The sequence below is a fragment of the Pseudohongiella sp. genome, assembly GCF_011050365.1.
Classification (GTDB): domain Bacteria; phylum Pseudomonadota; class Gammaproteobacteria; order Pseudomonadales; family Pseudohongiellaceae; genus Pseudohongiella.
Window position 1 is genome coordinate 130,379 of sequence record NZ_DRFV01000008.1, and the last position, 21,595, is coordinate 151,973.

The window sequence follows — 21,595 nt, forward strand, 5'->3', positions numbered from 1 at the left end:
TGTCATGTCGTTATGCCCCGGCGGACGTTTCCTGCAATCGCGTCATAACGCCAGAATGTGACGTGTTGTCGCAAATACTAAACTGTTTGGAAGAAATGGTATATCATAGCATTTCTAAGAGGCCGTGAAATTTCATGAGTAATCGATTCCCGAAGACAGGACAACCACCGTGCCGGCAGGCAGCGTATTGTACTACGTTTGTATCGGCCTTCACCGTGCCGCGTTTCGCCGTTTTCCTGTTATTGACACTTTCGCTGGTGCTGGCCAGTTCCACGGCTTTGGCGCAAGCAAAGGTGGTCGCCAGTATCACCCCGTTGCAGATGATTGCCCGCGCCATTACTGACGGCGTCAGTGAGCCCGAGGTACTGATTCCGTCCAACCAGTCCTATCACCATTTCACACTGCGCCCGTCCATGCTGCGCACCTTGCGTCAGGCGGATCTGTTTGTGTGGGTGGGTCCGGAGCTGGAAACCTATCTCAGCGACGCGGTTGTACAGGCCGGTGCCTATGGTCGGCAGCTTCAGGTGCTGGCATTGCCCGGCTTACAGGTGCATCACGCGGGCGCAGGCGGCGAAGACAGCCGCGAAGTATTGATTCCTGACGAGGGCCTGCACGCCGGACACAAACATAAACCGGCCGATACCATTGATCCGCATGTCTGGCTCAACACCGGTAATGCACAATTGATTGCGCAAGCCATTGCCGACGCGCTGAGCGAGCTGGATCCCGACAATGCCGGACAGTATGGCGTCAATCTTGAATTGTTCAGGCAGCGCCTGGCAGCATTGGAACGGGGTATTAATGCCCAGGCCCTGCTGCCGGCACAGTCGCAGTACGCTGTTTATCATAATGCCTTTCAATACTTTGAACGCCAGTTTGGACTGCAACACGAACTGGTTTTTGTCGCCAGTGAAGAGCTGCAGCCCGGCGTCAGGCACATGATGATGGTGCGTCGAGCGGTAGAGAACACGCCGTTGAACTGTCTGCTGGAAGATGTGACAACACAGGCGGCAACGGTCGACACCTTACTGGGTGACAAGGATCTGCGGCGCATCCGGGTCGATACTGTGGGTCAGACCCTGACCGCAGGGCCAATGGCCTATATTCAATTGATGGACAATGTCGCCGACGCATTCAGACAGTGCGCCGCGCGCTGAATCGCTCCCGGCTTGACGTCAGGGTCTGATACCATAGGGACATAGCCTGTAAAGAGCTTTGCCCCTTTCACATCGGACGTTTTGATTATGCCAGCCGCCAATCCCCTGATCCTGATTGATGGATCGTCCTACCTGTTCCGCGCCTTTCATGCCTTGCCGCCTCTGGTCAGTAGCCGGGGTCAGCCCACCGGTGCCATCAAAGGCGTGATCAGCATGATCCGCAGCCTGAAAAAGGAATATCCCGGCAGCCCGGTGGCGGTCGTGTTTGATGCCAAGGGCGGCACTTTTCGCAATGACATTTATCCCGAATACAAAGCGCATCGCCCGCCCATGCCCGATGAATTGCGCAGTCAGATCGATCCCATCCACCAGATCATCAAGGCCATGGGCCTGCCCTTGCTGGTGGTGCCCGATGTGGAGGCCGACGATGTCATCGGCACGTTGGCTGCGCAAGCCAGCAAGCAGCAACGCGATACCCTGGTGTCCACCGGTGACAAGGACCTCGCCCAGTTAGTAACCGATCACGTCACTCTGATCAACACCATGACCGGCGAGCGCCTTGACCCCGACGGCGTGGTCAATAAATTCGGTCTGCCACCGGGCCGCATCGTGGATTTTCTGGCTCTGACCGGTGACAAGGTCGACAATATTCCGGGTGTGCCCAGTGTCGGACCCAAAACCGCAGTCAAGTGGCTGCAGGCCTATGACTCGGTGGATAACCTGATCGAACATGCCGATGAAATCGGCGGCAAAGTCGGCGAAAAGCTGCGTGACAATATCGCACAACTGCGCCTCTCCTATGAACTTGCCACCATCAAGCTGGATGTCACGCTGGCGTTGTCGCTGGATGAGCTGATCCCCGGCCCGGAGGACCAGACGCAGTTGATGGCACTGTTCACTGAGCTGGAATTCAAGACCTGGGTCAATGAGCTCGACAAGGCCGGTGTTGCCATCTCGGCCAGCGATCTTGCCGCTGCGCAGGAAGAGCTTGGCAGTGCGCCGGCGCCGGATAATGAGAGTGCGCTGGACGATGAGCAGCTCAACACCGACGAAGAAAATTACCAGCTTATCAATGATGAGGCCGGACTCCGGCAGTGTATTGATGCCATCAAGGCAGCAAAACAGACGGCGGTGGCGATACTGGCCACAGATGAACACTACATGCTGTCGCAGATCATCGGTCTGGCCCTCAGCTGGCAACCCGGGCAGGCGGTCTATATACCGCTGGCGCATGACAGTCTGGAGGCGCCATCGACCCTGGACCGGCGCACGACCCTGAGCATGCTCAAGCCGATTCTGGAAGACCCGCTGGTGCGCAAGGTCGCGCATGACACCAAGCGCATGAGCCATATTTTCCTGAATCATGACATTGTGGTGGGGCGCTGGCACTTCGATACCCACCTGGCTGCTTACGTCATCAATTCGGTGGCGACCAACCACAGTATCGAAGACGTGAGCGCTTACTATCTTCATAAGCGTCTGGATTCAAGGGAGTCACTGACCGGTAGCGGGCGCAATAAACTGGCGTTGAGCCAGTCCGACCCCGCCGCTGCGCTGGCGTGGCTGGGCCCGCAGGTTGATGCAGTATTGCGACTGAGTTACCTGCTGGCGAGCCAGCTGCAAAAAACCGGTGAGCTGGATGGCCTGTATCGCTACTACGAACTGGCGCTGGCGCCGGTGCTGCAGCGCCTGGAGCGCCACGGCATAGCGGTCGACCCGGATCTGTTGCACAAGCAGTCACAGGCGCTGGCGACACGATTGGCAGAGGTCGAGGAAGCCGTCTATGCGCTGGCCGGTGAGACCTTCAATCTGGGCTCACCCAAACAACTGCAGGTCATTCTCTACGACAAGATGCAACTGCCGGTGCTCAAGAAAACTCCTAAAGGCCAGCCATCAACGGCGGAGCCGATATTGCAGGAGCTGGCGCTGGAGTATGAGCTGCCCAGCATGATCATGGAGCATCGCGGTCTGAGCAAGCTCAAGTCGACCTACACTGACAAACTGCCGGCCCAGCTCAACCGCAGCACTCAGCGCATTCACTCCACGTTCCAGCAGGCAGTGGCGGCTACCGGTCGTCTGTCGTCGACCGAGCCCAATCTGCAGAACATTCCCATCCGCAGTGCCGAGGGTCGCAAGATTCGTCAGGCGTTTGTTGCCGCCAAAGGCTACAAACTGGTGGCGGCTGACTACTCCCAGGTAGAACTCAGAATCATGGCGCATCTGTCACAGGACAAAGGTTTGCTCAATGCTTTTGCCAACGCACTGGATGTTCACAAAGCCACTGCGGCGGAAGTGTTTGGTGTGACGCTGGATGAAGTCACCGGTGAGCAGCGCCGCCGCGCCAAGGCCATCAACTTCGGCCTGATCTACGGCATGTCGGCCTTTGGCCTGGCCAAACAGCTCGGCATCGACCGTCATGACGCGCAGCAATATGTGGATCGTTACTTCGAGAAATACCCCGGTGTACTGGAGTACATGGAGCGCACGCGCGAACTCGCTGAATCCCAGGGGTATATTGAAACCCTGTTCGGCCGGCGGCTGTATCTACCCGACATCAAGGCCGGCAATGGCATGTTGCGCAAGGCTGCGCAACGCACCGCTATCAACGCGCCGATGCAGGGCACGGCGGCGGACATAATCAAACAGGCGATGGTAGACATAGATCACTGGCTGGGCAGCGGTGCACTGGATGCACGACTGATACTGCAGGTACACGATGAGCTGGTATTTGAAGTGGCCGAGGCTGATGTTGACCTGCTCAGCGACGGCGTGCGTTTTCGTATGGCCAGCGCTGCCGCACTGGATGTGCCGCTAGTCGTCGACGTCGGGGTCGGTGACAACTGGGACGAGGCTCACTGAGGACAGATCCGCTGACGCGGGGTGGTCGCCCAGCCAGCCGTCAAGGCGCTGGGCCAGCACATCAACACCGTGGCGCTTGAGTGATGAAAACGCCTGTGCGCTGGCGTCCGGCATGCCGTCCAGCGCCAGTCTGGCTTTGGTGAGGGCATCCTGCACGCCGCCGCGTTTGAGTTTGTCGGCCTTGGTCAGCAGGATGTGCAGTGGCAATTGACGCTTTCGGGCCCAGTCAATCATCATCAGGTCGAAATCCTTGAACACATGCCGGATGTCCGTCACCAGCACCAGACCGCTGAGCGCATTGCGTTTGTTGAGATACTGCTCCAGGTGCACCTGCCAGTCGTTTTTCACTGACAGGGGTACTTTGGCGTAACCGTAGCCGGGCAGGTCTACCAGATAGCGCCCTTCGTCGATCGCAAAATAGTTGATGAGCTGGGTGCGGCCCGGCGTTTTACTGGTTCTGGCCAACTGGCCATTGCGCGTCAGGGTATTGATGGCGCTGGACTTGCCGGCATTGGAGCGACCGGCAAAGGCGACCTCACTGAGGCTGTCCGGCGGGCAGTCGCGCAGTTTGGCAGCGCTGATCACGAATTTGGCGGCTTGATAGTTCATGGGCAGGCATTCTACCGGAGCGGGGCTGAATTAAGCCAGCAATTAAACGTCCCCGGCGCGACCATGATAGCCGCGCAAGTCGCCGCTATCGCAGACAATTCGCTGGCGAAACAGAGCAGACTATTGTGGCCTTCAGTGCCTACACATCACAGGCAGCTGTGGTATACTCCCCGGTCGCTGCGTTGTGTCGAAAAACGTCTCGTGCGCGCACCACCGATCTCACAACCGTTCAGGAACTATTTTTAGGAACTACGATTATCCATGAAAAAACTATTTCTCTCCCTGGCGACAATTCTCATGGCAGTTACCAGCGTAACTGCAACTGCTCAAGGTGATGCCGCCGCAGGTGAAGGCAAGGTGGCTGTTTGTGCCGCATGCCACGGTACCGACGGTAACAGTGAACTGGGCAGTAACCCGAAACTCGCCGGTCAAGGTGAGCGTTACCTGCTCAAGCAGCTGCGTGACATCAAATCCGGTGCCCGCGAAGTAGCGCTGATGACGGGCCTGCTCGACAACAGGACTGAGCAGGACCTGATGGATATGGCGGCATTTTATGCGGCACAGGAAATCACCTTGCAGGGCGCTGATCCGGAGCTGGTGCCGCTTGGCGAGCAGATCTACCGTGCAGGGATCACCGATCTGGGTGTTGCCGCCTGTTCTGCCTGCCATTCACCAACCGGCAGCGGTATGGCGCAGGCGGGGTTCCCGGCGCTGGGCGGACAGCATGCGGAATACATTGAAAGCCAGATGAAAGCCTTCCGCTCAGGTGCCCGTGACAATGACGGCGACTCTGCGCCCATGCGTATCGTGTCAGAGCGTCTGACGGATGCCGAAATCGAAGCACTGGCAAGCTATATCTCCGGCCTGAACTAGGTCGGATTGAGCGGCGTTCAGCAATTATTCAGCCGCGTTATGGTCTACTTAAGCACAAGAATCACAGTGGAGTAGCAACATGATCAAGCAAGCAATCAAACTGGGTGCTGTGGCACTGCTAAGCGCTTTGGCATTTTCGGCATCGGCGCAGCCTTCCCTGTACGTGGCAGGAACGCACTATGAGGAACTGCCGGCGCCGGTGCGCACCAATGATGCGGACAAAATAGAAGTGCTGGAAGTATTCTGGTATGGCTGCGGGCATTGTTTCCGCTTCCAGCCACTGGTTGACGACTGGGCCAGCAATGCGCCGGATGACGTCGACTATATGCATTATCCGGCTATCTGGAATGAGTTGATGAAGGTTCATGCGCAGGCCTATTACACAGCAGAAAGCCTGGATGTTGTGGACGCTGTCCATGACCCGATTTTCGAAGCTATCAATCTGCAGGGCAATCGCTTGCAGAATGAACGTCAGCTGGCCGCCCTGTTTACAGCACACGGCGTGGACGAAGAAGCATTCTCCCGCGCCTTCAACTCGTTCCCGGTGCGCACCAAGGTAAACCAGGCTGAGAGCCGTATGCAGGACTACCAGATCCGCAGCACGCCCAACGTGATCGTTAATGGCAAATACCTGGTTACAACCAACGAGGCAGTGCGTACCCAACAGGATATGCTGGCCATCGTCGATTTCCTGGTTGCGCGGGAACGAGCCGCCCTTTAAAACGAGGCCGGCCGTTCTGCCGCGGCTAACAACAGGGCGCTGAGACCGGCGTCAGGAAACGGACCTATGGTTCACCGGATGCAAGAAGGTGAAGAAGCGCTGCGCTGGAAACGCAAGTTTCTTGATGCATTGGAAGAACACGAGGAGCGCGAAAAATCCCTCAGTAACCGGATTCGTTTGCTGCGCCGGGGTCTGCTCGGTGTCAGCCTCGCTGGTGACGGCAATGACCCGGTCCTCGACAAACAGTTGACCCAGTTGCGCAGCACTTTGCGCAACGATGATCGCGAAACCGGTCTGGAAGCTTTACTGGAGCACATCGAAAAGTCCATCATCCGACTGGACAATGAAAAAAACGCCAGTACCTGGGCCCTGAAACAGGCATTTGAAAGCAGCATCAAAGAGCTGGAACAGGTCCCCCTGCCCGGCCCATCCCGCCGCCAGTTAAAAAAATTCTCCCGCAGCCTGTCTTCCCGCCTGGAAGATCCGCAGCAACACACCGGTTTGATCCGCCAGTTCATCGAACTACTGAGCGAATCGGTGCAAGCCCTCAAAGAACAGGAACAACAACATCTGGCTGCCGCCAGCCAGTCCAACGCCAGCGTCGGCCTGTGGCAACGTCTGTTCGGCGCCAGCGACCCCGCCAGGCCAACTGACGAAGAGCCGTCAGCCAATAGAGAGCCCTCAGCGCATAGAGAGCCTTCAGCGAACAGAGAGCCCTCAGCGGGGAAAGAGCCGTCAGCCAGAAAAGAGCCCTTAGCGGGGAAAGAGCCCTCAGCGCATAGAGAGCCCTCAGCGAATAGAGAGCCCTCAGCGCGCAAAGAGCCCTCAGCGCGCAAAGAGCCTTCAGCGGATAAAGAGCCCTCAGCGCGCAAAGAGCCCCCCCCCTACACCGAAGACGATGCCATCACCGGCGAGCTTATGGACCGGGACGACCTCGCTGACCCGGCGCACGGTCACGAGATTCATCTGGAAACAGAGCAGGACCCGGAGCACGGCGGCGCAGACGATGTCTCTGTCACCGCCCAAAAAATCAGTGGTCGGGCAAACGACCTGGAAGACAGCGCCCTGCGTCAGGGTCAGCATCAGGTCAAGTTGGAGCCTGATGACAGTGACAGCATAGAAGGAGAACTCATTCGTGACCGCTCCGGGCTGGCGGAGCCGGCATTTTCCTTTATCGCCGGGCATGTCGAGCCATTGCTGCTGCGTATACTCGAGTCCATCCACATCACCGGTGAATCGGTAAACCTGGCTGATACCATCAGGCGTCATATTCTCAAAGGTCTCAACTGGTACGACTTTGTTGCCGTGCTGGAGGAAATTCTGCAGATATTGCGCAACGCAGCAGACGATCAGCGTCTTGAATTTCAGGATTTTCTTGCCGAAGTGAACGAAAGCCTCGCGCAGGTGCAGGCCTTTGTAGACACGTCCCAAAAACACGCTGACCAGAGCGCTGCTGCCGACGCGGCCCTGGATGCCAGGGTGCGTGAGCAGATTAGCGACATCAGCAATGCTGTTGCCGACTCCGATGCCGACCTCGATACATTAAAAGTCAGCGTGCAATCGCAGATCGGTGCCATTCTCAGCTCACTGGATACCTTCAAGTCCCAGCGCAAGCAACAGGATGATGGCATGACCGGTGAAATGCGTCTGTTGATTGAGCGCATCGGTGCACTTGAGACCGAGTCCAGGGAATTGCGGCTGCACCTGTCGCAGCAGCAGGAAAAAGCACAAACGGACACGCTGACCGATCTGCCTAATCGTGAGGCCTACAACAATCGCCTGCGCAAAATTCTGGACGACTGGCGCGAAGGTGCCAGCCACGAACGCCGTGACGACGACCGATCGCTATGCCTGGCGGTGGCTGACGTTGACAGTTTCAAACAGATAAACGATACCTATGGTCATCTGGCCGGAGACAAAGTGCTGAAAATCATCAGCAAGGAATTGGTATCGCGGTTACGTGACTCCGATTTTGTGGCGCGCTATGGAGGCGAAGAGTTTGTTATCATCATGCCTCATACCCGGCCAGCTGACGCGGAACATGCACTGAACAAAGTACGTGAAGCGATCGCCAACATCCCGTTTCATTTTAAGGAGCGGCAGTTGAAAATAACCGTGTCCTTTGGCGTCACCGAGGCTATCCATAACGATGGCCCCGAATCACTGTTTGACCGGGCTGACAGCGCCCTGTACAAAGCCAAGGCAGACGGCCGCAACCGGGTGCACAGAGACCGTCACGAGAGCTGAGAGCTTTCAGCCCAAACTTTTTTGCGCTGCCAACCGTCACAGGAAGCCAACGCGGCAGGAAACACCAACAGGGATCGATAACATGGGATTGAGCGACATCGGCGATCAGGTCCGTGAATTGCTGTCCAAGGCAGGACGTTCGCTAAACACGACTGATCCGGCCAGTGCGCTATTGCGTCGCATCAATGTTGTGTTGATGGTATTCGACGACAAACTCTATCGATTGGATAGCAGCCGCTGGCGCGAAATCGGCGCCGGTGTTGATGCGGCCGGGCATGCCGTGGGTATCGCGAACGCCGCCGCCATATTGCTGGCCGACATGGATGTCACCGATAGCGCCCGGAACTCGGCGCGCAACGCGGTCAACAACGTCCTGCTGCTGTTACCACCGGCTGATTTTCTCGCCACACCGGTCAACCTGCCGGGCGTGGCGCCAGTTGCCATTCGGCCCGCCTTGCAACTGCAGGCTGACAGCCTGATACCCGGCTACGATGATCCGCTGAGCCTTGCTGTTCACGCCGCAGGACAATCCGGCTCTTTAACCGCTGACGGCTCTTTAACCGCTGATGGCTCTGTATCCGCTGACGGCTTTTTATCCGCTGACGGCTCCTCCACCGCTGGCGGTAGTGCTGAACCTCATATCGCATTCTGGTTGCCAACGGCGACCCTGAACACCTTGCATACGGCATTTGCTGAGCAATCGCTGTTTCTCGCTGCGGTAATGCCTCGACCTGCTGCGCTGCTGGCACAACACCAGCGTGCGGCCCTGATCGAAGATCAGGACAGCCAGCACAGCTCGATTCTGCTACACCGCGACGGCGTCATTCGGCAGTGTCTGCAAACCAGTCTGGCGGATCTTGAAGCGCCTGCTTTTGCTGAACAATGGCAGGCAGAAACCGAGGTGCTGACAAAATCGGCGTCGGAGGTGGCTACGCTGCACAGCGCTGACGATTATCTGAACAGCATTCGACAGCTTGATGCAGGCGGGGCGCAACAGGCCAGTTATGCTTACGCGATCGTACCTGACGCTGCCCTTGCCGCCCGGCATCAGTTCGACAAAGGCAAGCGCCTGTGGCTGGCAGCGGCAGTGGTCGCCGCCGCCACGTTTCTGGCTGCGATTCCCTTCCTGGTTCAGTCCTTTCAGTTACGCAGCCTGGACAACACTCTGGCGGAGCAACAGGAACTGGCGACACCGGCGCGGGAAGACCAGCTCGCCGTGCGTGACTTCGAATCGCGCTGGGGTGTACTCACCGAATTTCCGCGTCAGGACGTACCGGCGATGTTGTTGGCATTGCAGGCCGAAGTCAGTCCCAACGTGCTGACATTTCTGGAGCTGGACGAAGGTTATGTCAGCATTGAAGGCGAGAGTGACGACCCGCAAGGCCTGTTGCAGCAACTTGAAATGAACCCCATGTTCACCGAAGTGGATTTTGCCCGTGCCACCAGCAACAATCGTTTTTACATTGACCTGCGACTGACCACGGTGAACTTCCCTGCCTACCTGGAATGGTACTTCCCGGAGGCACAGTAATAATGCCGGGACTTAGAACGCTGACATCACGGGAAAAAATAATCCTGCGTCTGGCATTGGTGCTGGCGTTAGTGATATGCCTTTCCTACGGCGCGCCGTTAGCGCGCGAGCACTACAATGAACGCGCGCAGACCATTGAGCGGTTGCGCCTGGACATTGAGCGCGAGCAACGTCTTCAGGATGATGCCGAACTCTGGCAGCAGCGGCGTCAGGATATCGATCAGCAACTGCAGACTCTGGATGCACAGCTTTTCACCGGAAACGGCACGGCCTTGCCGACAGTCCCGGTGCTGGCGGCGAATATCCAGCGGCGGGTCCGGCAAATTGCTCAAGAGTCAGGTGTCACCATTACTTCCAGTAGCCTGGCCGAGTCGCGTGAGACCGATGATTGGTTGCTGGTTGAACAAACCCTGTCTTTTAACCTGACTAATCAGAGCGACACCATGGATTTTCTGGCACGACTTGATGCCTCCGAGCCCAGGTTGGCGATTAGCTATTTCAGCATGCGTCGCAATCGCAACATGTACAGTGGCGACATTACCGTGGTCGGATTCAGCCGCGATACCAGTACCAACCCGGAAGGAGACTGAGCCATGGCCAATGTCATCAGCCTGCCGGTATTTACCCAGTTGCTGGAGCCTGCCGGTATCGCTCCTGCGCACAACTTTGTCGATAGCCATGAACTGGTGTGTGACAATCTGCCGGACAGCCAGCTGCGCGCGCGCATCAGATTTGTATTGAATAATGCCGGGCTGGGCAGCAGTTCGTTACCATTACGCTTTCGTCCGGCGCAACCGGATGAAGTCAGGCGACTGATCAAACACTGGCGCGCGGAATTGTCGCCGACCATCGATGCTGCCGGTACTGATGATCTGTTTGTTTCCGGTTTTGAAGACGATGAAGAGCTCAAGGACCTGGCCTCGGAAGCGCCGATCATCCGTTTGGTGAATCACCTGTTTGCGCGCGCACTGGATCTCAATGCCAGCGACATCCATTTTGAGCCCAATGAAGAACACCTTGATGTGCGATGCCGTGTCGACGGCATCATGCATCGCATAGAGCGACTGCCAGGACGTATCACCACCGCCGTGGCATCCCGACTGAAACTGATGGCCCGCATGGACATTGGTGAAAAGCGACTGCCGCAGGACGGCCGCATTGATTTCCGCACCGGTGGCAAGCAGCTCGACATGCGGGTGTCGACCTTACCCGGTGTGCACGGCGAATCCATTGTTTTGCGTATTCTGGATCGCGGCGATACCGCAGTCAGTCTGCAACAACTGGGCATGCCGGATAATATTCTGGGCAGCTACCAAAATCTGATCAACCAGCCCCACGGCATGATTCTGATCACCGGTCCCACCGGTAGCGGTAAAACCACGACTCTGTATGCCACGCTGGAAAAGATCAATAGCCAGAAAACCAAGATCATCACCGTAGAAGACCCGGTGGAATATCAGCTTGAGGGCGTCACCCAGATACAGGCTAATCCGGCTATCGGGCTGACGTTTGCTGCCGGTTTGCGCTCCATCGTGCGGCAGGATCCCGATGTCCTCATGGTGGGCGAAATCCGTGACCATGAAACCGCCGAGATTGCGATCGAATCCGCGCTGACCGGACACCTGGTGTTCTCCACGCTGCATACCAATGATGCCGCCGGCGCCATTACCCGACTGCAGGACATGGGGGTTGAAGGTTACCTGATCAGCTCAAGCCTGTTGTGTGTGCAGGCCCAGCGTCTGGTGCGACGTATCTGTACCGATTGCGGTGAGCCGCACACCATAACGCCTGACGAAGAGCAGGTGTTGCAAATTCGTGCGCAGGACTACCCGCATGTCCGTCGCGGCAAAGGTTGCGAACGTTGCGGTGAAACCGGCTATCGAGGCCGTATCGGTTTGTATGAACTGTTGGTCATGTCCGACGCCATCCGCCATGAAATTGCTACCGGTTCCGATGCCAATATCATTCGCAACCAGGCCATACAGGAAGGCATGAAAACCCTGCGCGAAGATGCTCTGGAGAAACTTGCTGCGGGCATGACGACACCCGAGGAAGTGGTCCGGGTTACCCGTGCCGGAGCGGCATCATGAGCGTTAGCCAGTTCAGTTACCAGGCCTATGATACGGCCGGCAACGTGCAAAGCGGACATATCGCCGCGAATTCGGAGCGCGAAGCGGTCAAGTTGCTGAAAGGCCGGCAGCTGGTGCCCGTGAAAATCAGCCGTGCCAGCGACAGTGAAAAACGTGTGCGCACCGGCAAAAAAATCCGGCAGCGCGATCTGCTCGATTTTACTACCGGTCTGCGGACTCTGGTGGATGCCCGCGTGCCACTGGACAAGGCGCTGCGACTACTGGAGGGCATCACTGAATCCAGCGCCATGCGCGAACTGGTGGTGACCATGCGGCGTGACGTCAAGGAAGGCAAGAGTCTGGCCGAGGCCATGGAAACCCGGCCTGATGTGTTCTCCCGAATGTATATCAATATTGTTCGTGCCGGTGAGGAAGGCGGCATTCTGCATCAGCTGTTGCCGGACCTCGCTGATTTTCTGGAAACCAGTGCTAACAACCGGCAGGCGATAATCTCTGCCATGGTATACCCGATTGTATTATTGGTCACAGGTGTGATATCCGTGTTCCTGCTGCTGGTGTTTGTGATTCCCCAGTTTGCCATCATGTTTCAGGACGCCGGCACTGATGTGCCAGCGTCGGCGGCATTTCTGCTCGCCCTGAGTGATGGCGTCAAACAGTACGGCTATCTGTTTGTGCTGATGATCGTGGCTATCGTGTTCTGGTGGCGGTGGCAGGACCGCGACGCGGCCGGCAAGCTGCGTAAAGATGCGTTTTTGCTGCGCACACCATTGCTGGGCCATTTGTTACTGTATCGCGACTGCGCGGTATTTGCCCGTACCCTGGGGGCATTGCTGGGTGCCGGCATTCCGCTGATCCGTGCCTTGCGGGTGGCACGTGAGGTGGTCAGCAATACCGAATTGGTGCGATTGCTGGCGCGCGTCGAAGAAGATGTGCGAGGTGGCGCCGGACTGGGGATTTCGTTGGAAAAAGCCGGTGCATTTCCGACCCTGTTGCACCAACTGGTAGCCGTCGGTGAAGAGTCCGGGCGAACCGGCAGTATCCTGCTGAAAACCGCCGAGACCTTCGATCAGAACGTAAAAAATCAAATGGCCAGTCTGGTATCTGCCCTGCAGCCCGGACTGATTCTGTTGTTGGGTATCGCAGTGGGTGGTATCACCATCACCATGCTGTCTGCGGTGTTCAGTATGAACGCAGTACAATTCTAACGTCAGGCAAGTATCGTCGTTACTGCTTTGCAGACACAGGTGTGACGACAATTACCGGGAGTACGGAACGTGAAAGGAAACATCAGGCCAATCGCCTTGCTCGGGTTTGCAGTCGCGCTGTCATCCTGCGCCTCCATGCAGACAGACAACGGCAGTCAGAGCCAGCGCACGGCGCCACCGGCCCGCACGACGGCAATGACCGCAGCCAGTTCGGACAGCGCGCAGTCGACGGCAGATTTATCCGCCCGCCAGCGGGCAGAGGCGGCCGATGCTGCGGAGCGACAGGCCCTGATTGCGCAGATCAACCGCGATGGCGAACCTCTCAGCGCCGATGGTTATCGTGAAGCGGTACCGTTGCCGACACAGGCGCCCGCGCAGGATATCGTGGAACTGAACTATGAACAGGCCGATCTGCGTGATGTGCTGACCGAGCTGGCTGACGCGCTCGACATTACCATGATCATCGACCCGACCATCGCCGACCTTGTCAGCATCCGTACCGCCGCCAACCGGCCTCTGGCTTACGATGATATCTGGCCGCTGGTGCGGTTGCTGACGCGACAAAACGGTGTGTTGCTGGAGCGCGTAGGTGACGTTTATTACGCCAGCAAGGGTGATTCCAGCCTGCCGGTGGAAATCACCACGCCTGACAGTCTGCAGCGTGGCTCCGCCAGCTACGTCATGCAGATTACGCCGCTGACTTACGTTTCCGTGGAATCGGCGCTGGAAATACTGACACCGCTGGTCGAGCCTGATGGCTCCGTTATTCGTATCTCCAACAGCAACACGCTGGCAGTCTCTGCCAGTCGCAGCCAACTCTCCCGGGTCAACGAACTGCTGGATTTGATTGATGATGATCCGTTCCGAAATCAGGGTATTCAGCTATATCCATTAAGCAACGCCAGTGCCGGTGATGTTGCAGTGGAGTTACAGGATATTTTGTTATTGATTGAAGGCGGATCCCCGGCGTTTCAGGTGCAGGCGCTGGAGCGTATCAATTCCCTGCTGGTGACAGCGCCGGCCAGTCGCGGCTTCGATGAAATCAGCCGCTGGATTCGCATACTGGATGCAGACCGGCAGGAGCAGGCTGAACAGCTGTTTCGGTATCAGGTTAAAAACCTGAACGCCACCGAACTGGCCACAACCCTGACCGAGGTGTTCCGCCGTGAAGACGACAATGAAACGGTGCCCGGCAATAACGGACAGGACCAGGAAGGCGAACGCGGAACGGTGGTCGAGCTCAACGAGCAGGGGCAACCGGTCTTTCGCAGTCAAGTCAGTGCCAACGATTCGGGCCAGACCGTATCCACGGTAGCGGTATCAGCAGACCTGCGGGTGACCATTGTCGCCGACGACGCCACCAATACCCTGCTGATCCGCAGCAATCCACGGGACTACCGGCAGTTGCTGGCCATTATCAATCAGCTGGACACCGCGCCGTTGCAGGTCATGTTGAATGCCGCCATCGCACAGGTTGTGCTGACCGACGATACCGCCTTTGGTGTCGACTGGTCGCGCGTACTGGAGACAGCGACCGGCACCACCCGGGTCAGCACCGGTTTCCTGCCCTCGCGCGCTGACGGCGGCTCCGGCCTGGGAGGCTTGCTGTTTAACCGGGCATTCCTGGATGGTGCCGCCCGGGTCGAAGCAACGCTGGAGGCGATCGCAGTCAACAACGATGTGCGCCTGCTGGCGCGACCGTCCCTGACAGTGGTCAACAATATGGAAGGTCAGATCCGTATTGGTGCCGAGGTGCCGGTGCGGTTGGGTGAAACCACAACCAATGTCGGCACTACCGAGAATATCCAGTATCGTGATACCGGTATCGAACTCAATATTACACCGCGGATCAATGGTGAAGGTGTCATCAATCTGGTGATCCGGCAGTCACTGTCATCGGTCTCGGAAGCCTCCGGCGTCAGCGGCAACCCGATCTTCGAAAACCAGGAAATCGAAACCACCGTTGTCGTGCGTGATGGCGAGAATGTGGTGCTGGGCGGCCTTATCCAGAACAACAACGATGCCCTGAACACCGGTGTGCCCTTTCTTAATCAGGTACCGGGGATTGGCCGCCTGTTCAGCTATACACGCGACAACAATGAACGGCGAGAGTTGTTTATTGTCATTCGACCGGAAATAATCAATGTCAATGAGCAGACAGATGCCAGCTACCGTGAGATCCTGAGCCGGTTTGAGCTGGCCGCGGAAATGCTCTCGGAACAGAACTAACGACGTGAGGAATCAGATATGAAGTCATACCAGTGCATGGCACAAACAGCCGTCAGACAGCGCGGTTTTACCATTATCGAATTGCTGATTGTGATGGCCATTCTGGGCATGCTGGCGGTAATGGTTGCACCCAACCTGTTCAATCAGGCCGACAGTGCGCGTCGTGATGCGGTGCTGTCTCAGATTTCATCATTGGGCAGCGCTCTGGACGCCTATCGCCTGGATATCGGGCAATACCCGGATTCACTGGACGGTCTGGTACGCGACACCAGCGGTCGCTCTACCTGGAATGGTCCCTACATCCGTGGCGAGCTGCCGGTGGACCCCTGGGGTAATGACTACCAGTATGAGTCTGAGGGCCGTGACTATACGCTGATGTCCTATGGTGCTGACGGCCGCGATGGTGGCGAGGGTAATGACGCCGATATCAGTATCTGACAGAAAGTCCCGCGTTTGTCCGGCGGCAGCCCGGCCTCACTGTGTCCGGCAGCGTGGTTTCACCCTGCTCGAACTGCTGCTGGTGCTGGCCATTCTGGGCATGGCGGCGACGCTGCTGGGACCGGGGCTGGCCACTCTGGACTCGCCCGGGTTTAACGCGCAGACACGCGAGGCCACCGGTCTGCTGAACTACGCCCGGCGCATGGCGGTTGTGCAGGGCACACCCGCCAGCATCGAATTCCTGAGCGCCGCATATGATGCCGACGACGAGGCCCGCCGCGATACCGGTAGAGAGCCCGATCCGCAACAGGCCGATATCGTCGGGCGCTGGGTTGGCGACAATATTGATCTCAGTTATCGTGACAGCGCCGGCCAGGACGCGTCGGTGGATCGCCGTATCCTGGTTACGTTTTACCCCGAAGGCGGCAGCACGGGTGGCGAGTTGATCATGCAGCAGGAAAGTCGTCTGCTGACCATCAGTGTGGATCCGTTCTCAGGTCGCGTACAGGTGCAGGATGAAGAATAGACCTGGCCCTTGCTCTTGCCCCCGCCCCCGCCCCCGCCGCCACCGCGGTTTCACCCTGCTGGAAGTGATGGTGGCACTGACCATCACCAGTCTGGTGCTGGGTGGTTTATTCAGCCTGGCGGCAGGCAGCAAACAACTGGCAGTGCGCACCCAATCGACTTTGCAGGACACCATGGCAGCGCGGGCGCAAATCAATTTTTCGCTGCTGGAAAATGACTACCGCGACATAGAGCCCATCATGACCAATGACCGCTACCAGACCCGGGCAGATGACATATTGCCGGACGTGCTGCGGCGTACCGCGCCGATGAACAATCTGCTGCAGTCCTATCAGGTCATCGACAGTGATACTGATGAAGTCATTGCCGGTGTGCGCTGGATACGTCTGGAGCTGCCGCAGTGATGTCATCATTAGCCCCAGCCACGCCAGCCACGCCAGCCAGGTCACAGGGCTTCACCCTGCTCGAGATCATGATCGCGCTGTCACTGACCGCGATGCTGCTGACCATGTTAACGGCCGGTATGTATGGCGTGGTGCGTGACTGGGACAACAATGCAGAGGGGCTGGAAAGATCACTGGATGAAACGGTTGCCCTGTTGCAACTGGAGCGCGCCCTGCAGGGTGCCTTTCCTCACAGTTACCGCGATACCGACACGCTTGCCCGCCATGTGTTTTTTACCGGCGAACCAGAGGCATTGAGCTGGGTGTCGACCGTGTCGCCGCAACGCAATGCCGGCCTCACCGCCTGGCGTCTGTATGATGAACCCGGGACCGGGGTGTATCTGCAACTGGCGCCGGCACTGAGCGACAATCCGCAGCAGCGTCTGCAGGATGCCGAGCCACGTCTGCTGCTGGCCGACTACACTGTCGAGTTCAATTACCTGTTCGAAGATCTGGAGTTTGCACGGCGCTGGCGCGACACCTGGGCCGGTGATGAACTGACAGCATTGCCCATGGCGGTGCATATCCTGCTGCGACCCGATGCTGACAGCGCGCGCAGCGAAGAGATTAATGTTATTGCCCCGATCAGGACGGTGGAGCACCGCAGCCTGGCGCCGACTACGGGGTTGCTGCAATGATCGCACAACAGCGCGGCGCCGTAATGATCATGGTGTTGTGGACCGCCGTGGTGATGACCATCCTGGTCACGGTGCTGGCCGCCAATATTCGATTGTCAGCAACCACTGCGTTCCACAACAAGGCAGCCAACCAGGATTATGCTGCCGTGATGGCGACCATGCACAAGGCCGAAATGGAACTGATGATGGAGCGTATGCCGGTGCCCGTCGGTCAGGAACTGGCGCTGAACGAGGACGGCGAATTCCGTATTCCGGCGTATCGTTTTAATGGTCAGCCGTTGACGCTTAACTATGCTGCGGACAGCAACAAGGTAGTACGCATATACGACCACGCCGGCAAGATCAATCTCAACCGGCTGGAACGTTCCCGCCTGCAACTGATTATCGAAAAACGCCTGGGTGACGGTTTCGACCCGCGACAGGTGCAGGAACTGCTGGCGGCCTGGGATGACTGGCTGGACCTGAATTCCCTGTTGACGCCGGGCGGCGCGGAGGACGAATATTATGAGTCACTGGAGACGCCCTATACCGCACGTAATGCGCCGGAGATGGACACCGTGGAGGAGCTGCGTCTGATTCGAGGTTTTGATCAGCTGTTCGCTGACGTGAACCTGGACGCTGCGTTTACCATTTATGGCACCGGTGAGGCGGTAAACCTGAATCTGGCAACCCGTGAGGCGATGATGTTGCTGCCGGGGCTGGACGCAGAACTGATTGAAGAAATCATTGCGCACCGCGAACAAACGGATTTTCGCGCAATGCGCGAAATCGGAGAAATTGTACCGTTGGAAGCCATGGTTGAGCTGTCACCCTGGCTGGGTTTTAACACCTCGAGTTTCTATTCGGTGTACGCGTATCCGGCGCGGGACAGCAGCGCTGATCAAGATACCGGGCGAGACTCTGAACCGGCAGCAAACGCGTTGCCGGACGATCCCGTGCAACAGGCTTACATGCAGGTGATGGAAGTACGTTCGTTTAATAACCGCGCGCGCATTTATCAGGTTAATCCCTATGCCCGTCTGCCGGATACCACACCCGCCCGGATAGACCGGTAACGATGCCGGTAGCCCGGCAGGAGATCAGTCGCGCTGCATGCTCCAGGACGAGCGCATCACCAGTGTGCCCCAACCCTTGCCCGGGTTGATATTGATTTCCTTGCTCAGGCGCGTGTCGTACCACAGCAGTCCACTTTCGTCAGCGGCGCCACTAAGCACATGGAATTTTCCCACGCGCATGGCCATGGCCTGCACCCGAACCTGCACGGTAATGCGCTCACCTTTTTTGAACGGCCCATGTTCAACTTCCGGCCGGTCAATGGCGAGATAGGATGACATCACCTCTTCCAGATCTTTCATCAGCGCAAAGCCGAAATAGCAGATAACATTGTCGTTTAATATTTCCGCCTGCAGCTCCATGACAAAATCCTGTAACGGATCAATCGTGTCAATCAGTTCGCCGTCGATATTGCGCACCAGGGTTTGCAGAATGCGACAATCCTTGACCGCCTCCGGTTTTTCATCCTGATGGCTATTGGCCTGCTCCTCACCTTTGGTGTAGACGCGGCGACTGTTGCTATAGTCTTCATACAGCGCAACGACGTCGGCACTTTTGCCCATTTCGCGGATCCTGCCATTCTCCAGCCAGATCGCGGTGTCGCACAATTCCTGCACGTGATACATGGAGTGACTACAGAACACCATGGTCTTGTTCTGTTCTCGAAACTCATTCATGCGCTGCACACATTTCTTCTGGAACGCAATGTCGCCAACAGAAAGTGCTTCGTCAATGACCAGCACGTCGGGGCGCACCATGGTGGCAATGGAAAATGCCAGTCGTACATACATCCCGGAAGAATAGGTCTTCACCGGCCGATCGATAAAGTCGCGTAACTCGGAGAATTCTATGATGTCGTTTTCCAGCGCATCAATATCGTCATCCGGCACACCCAGCAAACTGGCGTTGAGGTGTATATTGCGCCGCCCGCTGAACTCGGGATGGAAACCGGCGCCCAGTTCCAGCAGCGCTGCTACCTGGCCACGAATGGCGATATGGCCACCGCTGGGCTCCAGTGTGCCCACCAGCAGCTTCATCAGTGTGGATTTACCGGCGCCATTGTCGCCGACGATGCCGAGACTTTTGCCTTCAGGTACGTTGAAAGAGATGTCCTGCAGCACATGAAACATGCGATGCCGTGGTGTGCGCAACAGCAGCTCAATCAGGCGATCCTGGGGCCGGTCGTAGATGCGGAAATCCTTGTGCACGTTCTCGACTGAAATACTATTCATTACAGCACATCTCCGAACGCGTGCTTGATACGCATGAACAGCCAGCCGCCGAGCAGGAAACTGACCACCGAGGCGAACACCATGACCTGGAAATGCGGCATCGAGAAATCACCCAGCAGAATGATTTCGCGATAGAACTGCACAAAGCTGTGCATGGGGTTAAGCATCATCCACGGGCGCAGGTCTTCGGGTAACAGCGATAATGGATAAATGATGGGGGTCAGGAAGAACCAGGCGGTCAGCATCAACGTTACCATTTGCTGAATGTCACGCAGGAACACGCAGAAGGCAGACAGAATGGCGACCAGGCCCATGGTGAACAGGAACTGCAGCCCCAGCGCCACCGGCAACCATAGCCACATCAGGTCAAAATAGCCTTGCGTTGCCAGGTATACCAGGAACACAAAAATCGCGATGCCGTGGACCAGATACGGGACCAGCGTACCGACCATGGGGATCAACTGCACCGGGAACATGACTTTGGTAATCAGGGGCGCTTTTTCCAGCAGCAGTCCACTGGCCCGACCCATGGCATCAGCAAAGGCGAACCAGGGCAGATAACCGATCATCAGGAAGACCACAAAAGGCACGTCACCAAAACTCTCCGGTATTGGCGCGCGGAACACCACACTGAAGACAAAAGAGTAGATGCTGATATTAACGATGGGTGTCACAAACAGCCACAGGAAGCCGCCCAGAGACCCGGCGAACTGGCCGCTGAACTCCTGCCGGACAAATTGGTGGAACAACCGGAAGTGACGAACCGGAGACAGCACCCATTGACGCATTAAGCTGAAAAACATAAATTCCCTGACTATTCCGGGCGCGGGAGAAAACCCGTCCGGTAAGATCGCGAATTTAATCACAAAAAGGCGACCAATCGCCAGAAAACGCTAAAAAATACCGCTAAAACCGCCTACAATTCGCGTCATGAATCCAGAACATGTCCTCGTACCTTACCAATGTCATGATTTGCCACCCGGCCCGTGGCTGATTTTTTCTCCGCATGCGGATGACGAAACCTTTGGCATGGGCGGCGCCCTGCGGCTGGCGGCAGATCAGGGTATCAGCACGCATGTGATTGTGTTGACCGACGGCGCCCTGGGCGGTGACGTCAGCGATGCGGCGCAGACCGCTGCGCTGGTGCAAACCCGGCAACAGGAACTGAGCGCAGCCTGCGCATTGCTCGGTGTCAGCCACACCGACACCTGGGATCAACCCGATCGCGGTCTGATACCGGATGCGGCGCTCAGTGAGCGTATCGCCACTGCGATAGCAGATACCGGCGCCGGCACCGTGTTTTTCCCCGGCGCGCTGGAGTTGCACCCGGATCACCGGATGACGGCGCAACTGGTGTGGCAGGCCGGGCAACAATTGCAGCGCCGCGCCTGGCGTGGCGCCCTGCCACAGTTCTGGTCTTACGAGATCAGTGTGCAGAGCCCGGTCAACCGGTTGCTGGACATCACCGCGGTGCTGTCTACCAAGCAGCAGGCAATGGCCGTGTACGCAAGCCAGAACTCGCAGAATAACTACCCCGATCTGATCATGGCACTGAACAAGGCACGTACCTTCTCTTTGCCAGCCACTGTCAGTCATGCCGAAGCCTTCTGCCAGTTCACTGACGACGAGTTAAGCGACAGTTTGCAGGCCGCCACCACGGCAGCGCTGGCGCGCTACTTTGCTGTGTCGGAAACTAAAGGCTAAGATGGTACGTCTAACTGAGTATTAGCGGGACCACAGTCCTG

19 protein-coding genes are annotated in these 21,595 nt (G+C 57.4%); 16 read left to right on the top strand and 3 right to left on the bottom strand.

The features are described from left to right. Window positions 1–134 precede the first annotated feature (134 nt). Window positions 135–1,157, top strand: a complete 1,023-nt coding sequence (locus ENH71_RS06465) for a zinc ABC transporter substrate-binding protein (RefSeq protein WP_294131379.1) — start codon at window positions 135–137, stop codon at window positions 1,155–1,157. 87 nt (window positions 1,158–1,244) lie between these two features. Further along, window positions 1,245–4,016, top strand: a complete 2,772-nt coding sequence (polA, locus tag ENH71_RS06470) for a DNA polymerase I (RefSeq protein WP_294131382.1) — start codon at window positions 1,245–1,247, stop codon at window positions 4,014–4,016. On the opposite strand, the gene yihA is transcribed toward polA, so the two are convergent. Further along, the gene (gene yihA / locus ENH71_RS06475; protein ID WP_294131384.1) at window positions 3,969–4,625 is read right to left on the bottom strand and encodes a ribosome biogenesis GTP-binding protein YihA/YsxC; all 657 of its coding nucleotides are present in this window, start codon (window positions 4,623–4,625) and stop codon (window positions 3,969–3,971) included. The genes polA and yihA overlap by 48 nt on opposite strands. 261 nt (window positions 4,626–4,886) lie before the next feature. Here yihA and ENH71_RS06480 point away from each other — a divergent pair, with 261 nt between their 5' ends. The 13 genes from ENH71_RS06480 to ENH71_RS06540 all read left to right on the top strand — a co-directional run bounded on the left by ENH71_RS06480 (window position 4,887) and on the right by ENH71_RS06540 (window position 18,620). After that, window positions 4,887–5,498 (top strand): c-type cytochrome, encoded by a 612-nt coding sequence (locus tag ENH71_RS06480; RefSeq protein ID WP_294131385.1) that lies wholly within the window; start codon window positions 4,887–4,889, stop codon window positions 5,496–5,498. A 79-nt stretch (window positions 5,499–5,577) separates the two neighbouring features. Continuing rightward, the gene (locus ENH71_RS06485; protein ID WP_294131386.1) at window positions 5,578–6,219 is read left to right on the top strand and encodes a thiol:disulfide interchange protein DsbA/DsbL; all 642 of its coding nucleotides are present in this window, start codon (window positions 5,578–5,580) and stop codon (window positions 6,217–6,219) included. 66 nt (window positions 6,220–6,285) lie between these two features. After that, window positions 6,286–8,466, top strand: coding sequence for a GGDEF domain-containing protein (locus tag ENH71_RS06490; protein ID WP_294131388.1), 2,181 nt, complete (start codon window positions 6,286–6,288; stop codon window positions 8,464–8,466). 82 nt (window positions 8,467–8,548) lie between these two features. Further along, on the top strand, window positions 8,549–9,997 hold the full coding sequence (locus ENH71_RS06495; RefSeq protein WP_294131389.1) for a hypothetical protein: 1,449 nt from the start codon (window positions 8,549–8,551) through the stop codon (window positions 9,995–9,997). A gap of 2 nt (window positions 9,998–9,999) precedes the next feature. Continuing rightward, a complete protein-coding gene (locus tag ENH71_RS06500) occupies window positions 10,000–10,587 on the top strand; it encodes a GspMb/PilO family protein (RefSeq protein WP_294131391.1) in 588 nt (195 codons plus the stop codon). Window positions 10,588–10,590: 3 nt separating this feature from the next. Then, window positions 10,591–12,087 (top strand): GspE/PulE family protein, encoded by a 1,497-nt coding sequence (locus ENH71_RS06505; protein ID WP_294131394.1) that lies wholly within the window; start codon window positions 10,591–10,593, stop codon window positions 12,085–12,087. After that, the gene (locus tag ENH71_RS06510) at window positions 12,084–13,292 is read left to right on the top strand and encodes a type II secretion system F family protein (RefSeq protein ID WP_294131396.1); all 1,209 of its coding nucleotides are present in this window, start codon (window positions 12,084–12,086) and stop codon (window positions 13,290–13,292) included. Before ENH71_RS06505 ends, ENH71_RS06510 begins: the two co-directional genes overlap by 4 nt. Before the next feature lie 69 nt (window positions 13,293–13,361). Next, the gene (gene gspD, locus ENH71_RS06515; RefSeq protein WP_294131398.1) at window positions 13,362–15,521 is read left to right on the top strand and encodes a type II secretion system secretin GspD; all 2,160 of its coding nucleotides are present in this window, start codon (window positions 13,362–13,364) and stop codon (window positions 15,519–15,521) included. 18 nt (window positions 15,522–15,539) lie between these two features. Then, on the top strand, window positions 15,540–15,959 hold the full coding sequence (gene gspG, locus ENH71_RS06520) for a type II secretion system major pseudopilin GspG (protein WP_294131401.1): 420 nt from the start codon (window positions 15,540–15,542) through the stop codon (window positions 15,957–15,959). Next, entirely contained in the window at window positions 15,937–16,485 is a 549-nt protein-coding gene (locus ENH71_RS06525; RefSeq protein WP_294131403.1) for a GspH/FimT family protein, read from the top strand. Before gspG ends, ENH71_RS06525 begins: the two co-directional genes overlap by 23 nt. Beyond that, window positions 16,475–16,888 carry a PulJ/GspJ family protein gene (locus tag ENH71_RS06530; RefSeq protein ID WP_294131406.1) on the top strand — a complete coding sequence of 138 codons (414 nt, stop codon included), beginning with the start codon at window positions 16,475–16,477 and terminating at the stop codon, window positions 16,886–16,888. The genes ENH71_RS06525 and ENH71_RS06530 overlap by 11 nt, the downstream gene beginning before the upstream one ends. Then, window positions 16,888–17,565: a prepilin-type N-terminal cleavage/methylation domain-containing protein gene (locus ENH71_RS06535; RefSeq protein ID WP_294131409.1), complete on the top strand. Its 678-nt coding sequence runs from the start codon at window positions 16,888–16,890 to the stop codon at window positions 17,563–17,565. The genes ENH71_RS06530 and ENH71_RS06535 overlap by 1 nt, the downstream gene beginning before the upstream one ends. After that, a complete protein-coding gene (locus ENH71_RS06540) occupies window positions 17,562–18,620 on the top strand; it encodes a type II secretion system minor pseudopilin (protein WP_294131415.1) in 1,059 nt (352 codons plus the stop codon). The genes ENH71_RS06535 and ENH71_RS06540 overlap by 4 nt, the downstream gene beginning before the upstream one ends. Before the next feature lie 24 nt (window positions 18,621–18,644). Here ENH71_RS06540 and ENH71_RS06545 read toward each other — a convergent pair whose 3' ends face one another. Together ENH71_RS06545 and ENH71_RS06550 are read right to left on the bottom strand one after the other, a co-directional pair. Continuing rightward, complete coding sequence (locus tag ENH71_RS06545) at window positions 18,645–19,850, bottom strand: ABC transporter ATP-binding protein (RefSeq protein WP_294131418.1); 1,206 nt, start codon at window positions 19,848–19,850, stop codon at window positions 18,645–18,647. Further along, a complete protein-coding gene (locus tag ENH71_RS06550) occupies window positions 19,850–20,653 on the bottom strand; it encodes an ABC transporter permease (RefSeq protein ID WP_294131421.1) in 804 nt (267 codons plus the stop codon). Before ENH71_RS06550 ends, ENH71_RS06545 begins: the two co-directional genes overlap by 1 nt. Window positions 20,654–20,780: 127 nt before the next feature. On the opposite strand from ENH71_RS06550, the gene ENH71_RS06555 reads away from it, so the two are divergent. Beyond that, window positions 20,781–21,554, top strand: coding sequence for a PIG-L deacetylase family protein (locus ENH71_RS06555; protein WP_294131423.1), 774 nt, complete (start codon window positions 20,781–20,783; stop codon window positions 21,552–21,554). Window positions 21,555–21,595: the final 41 nt, after the last annotated feature.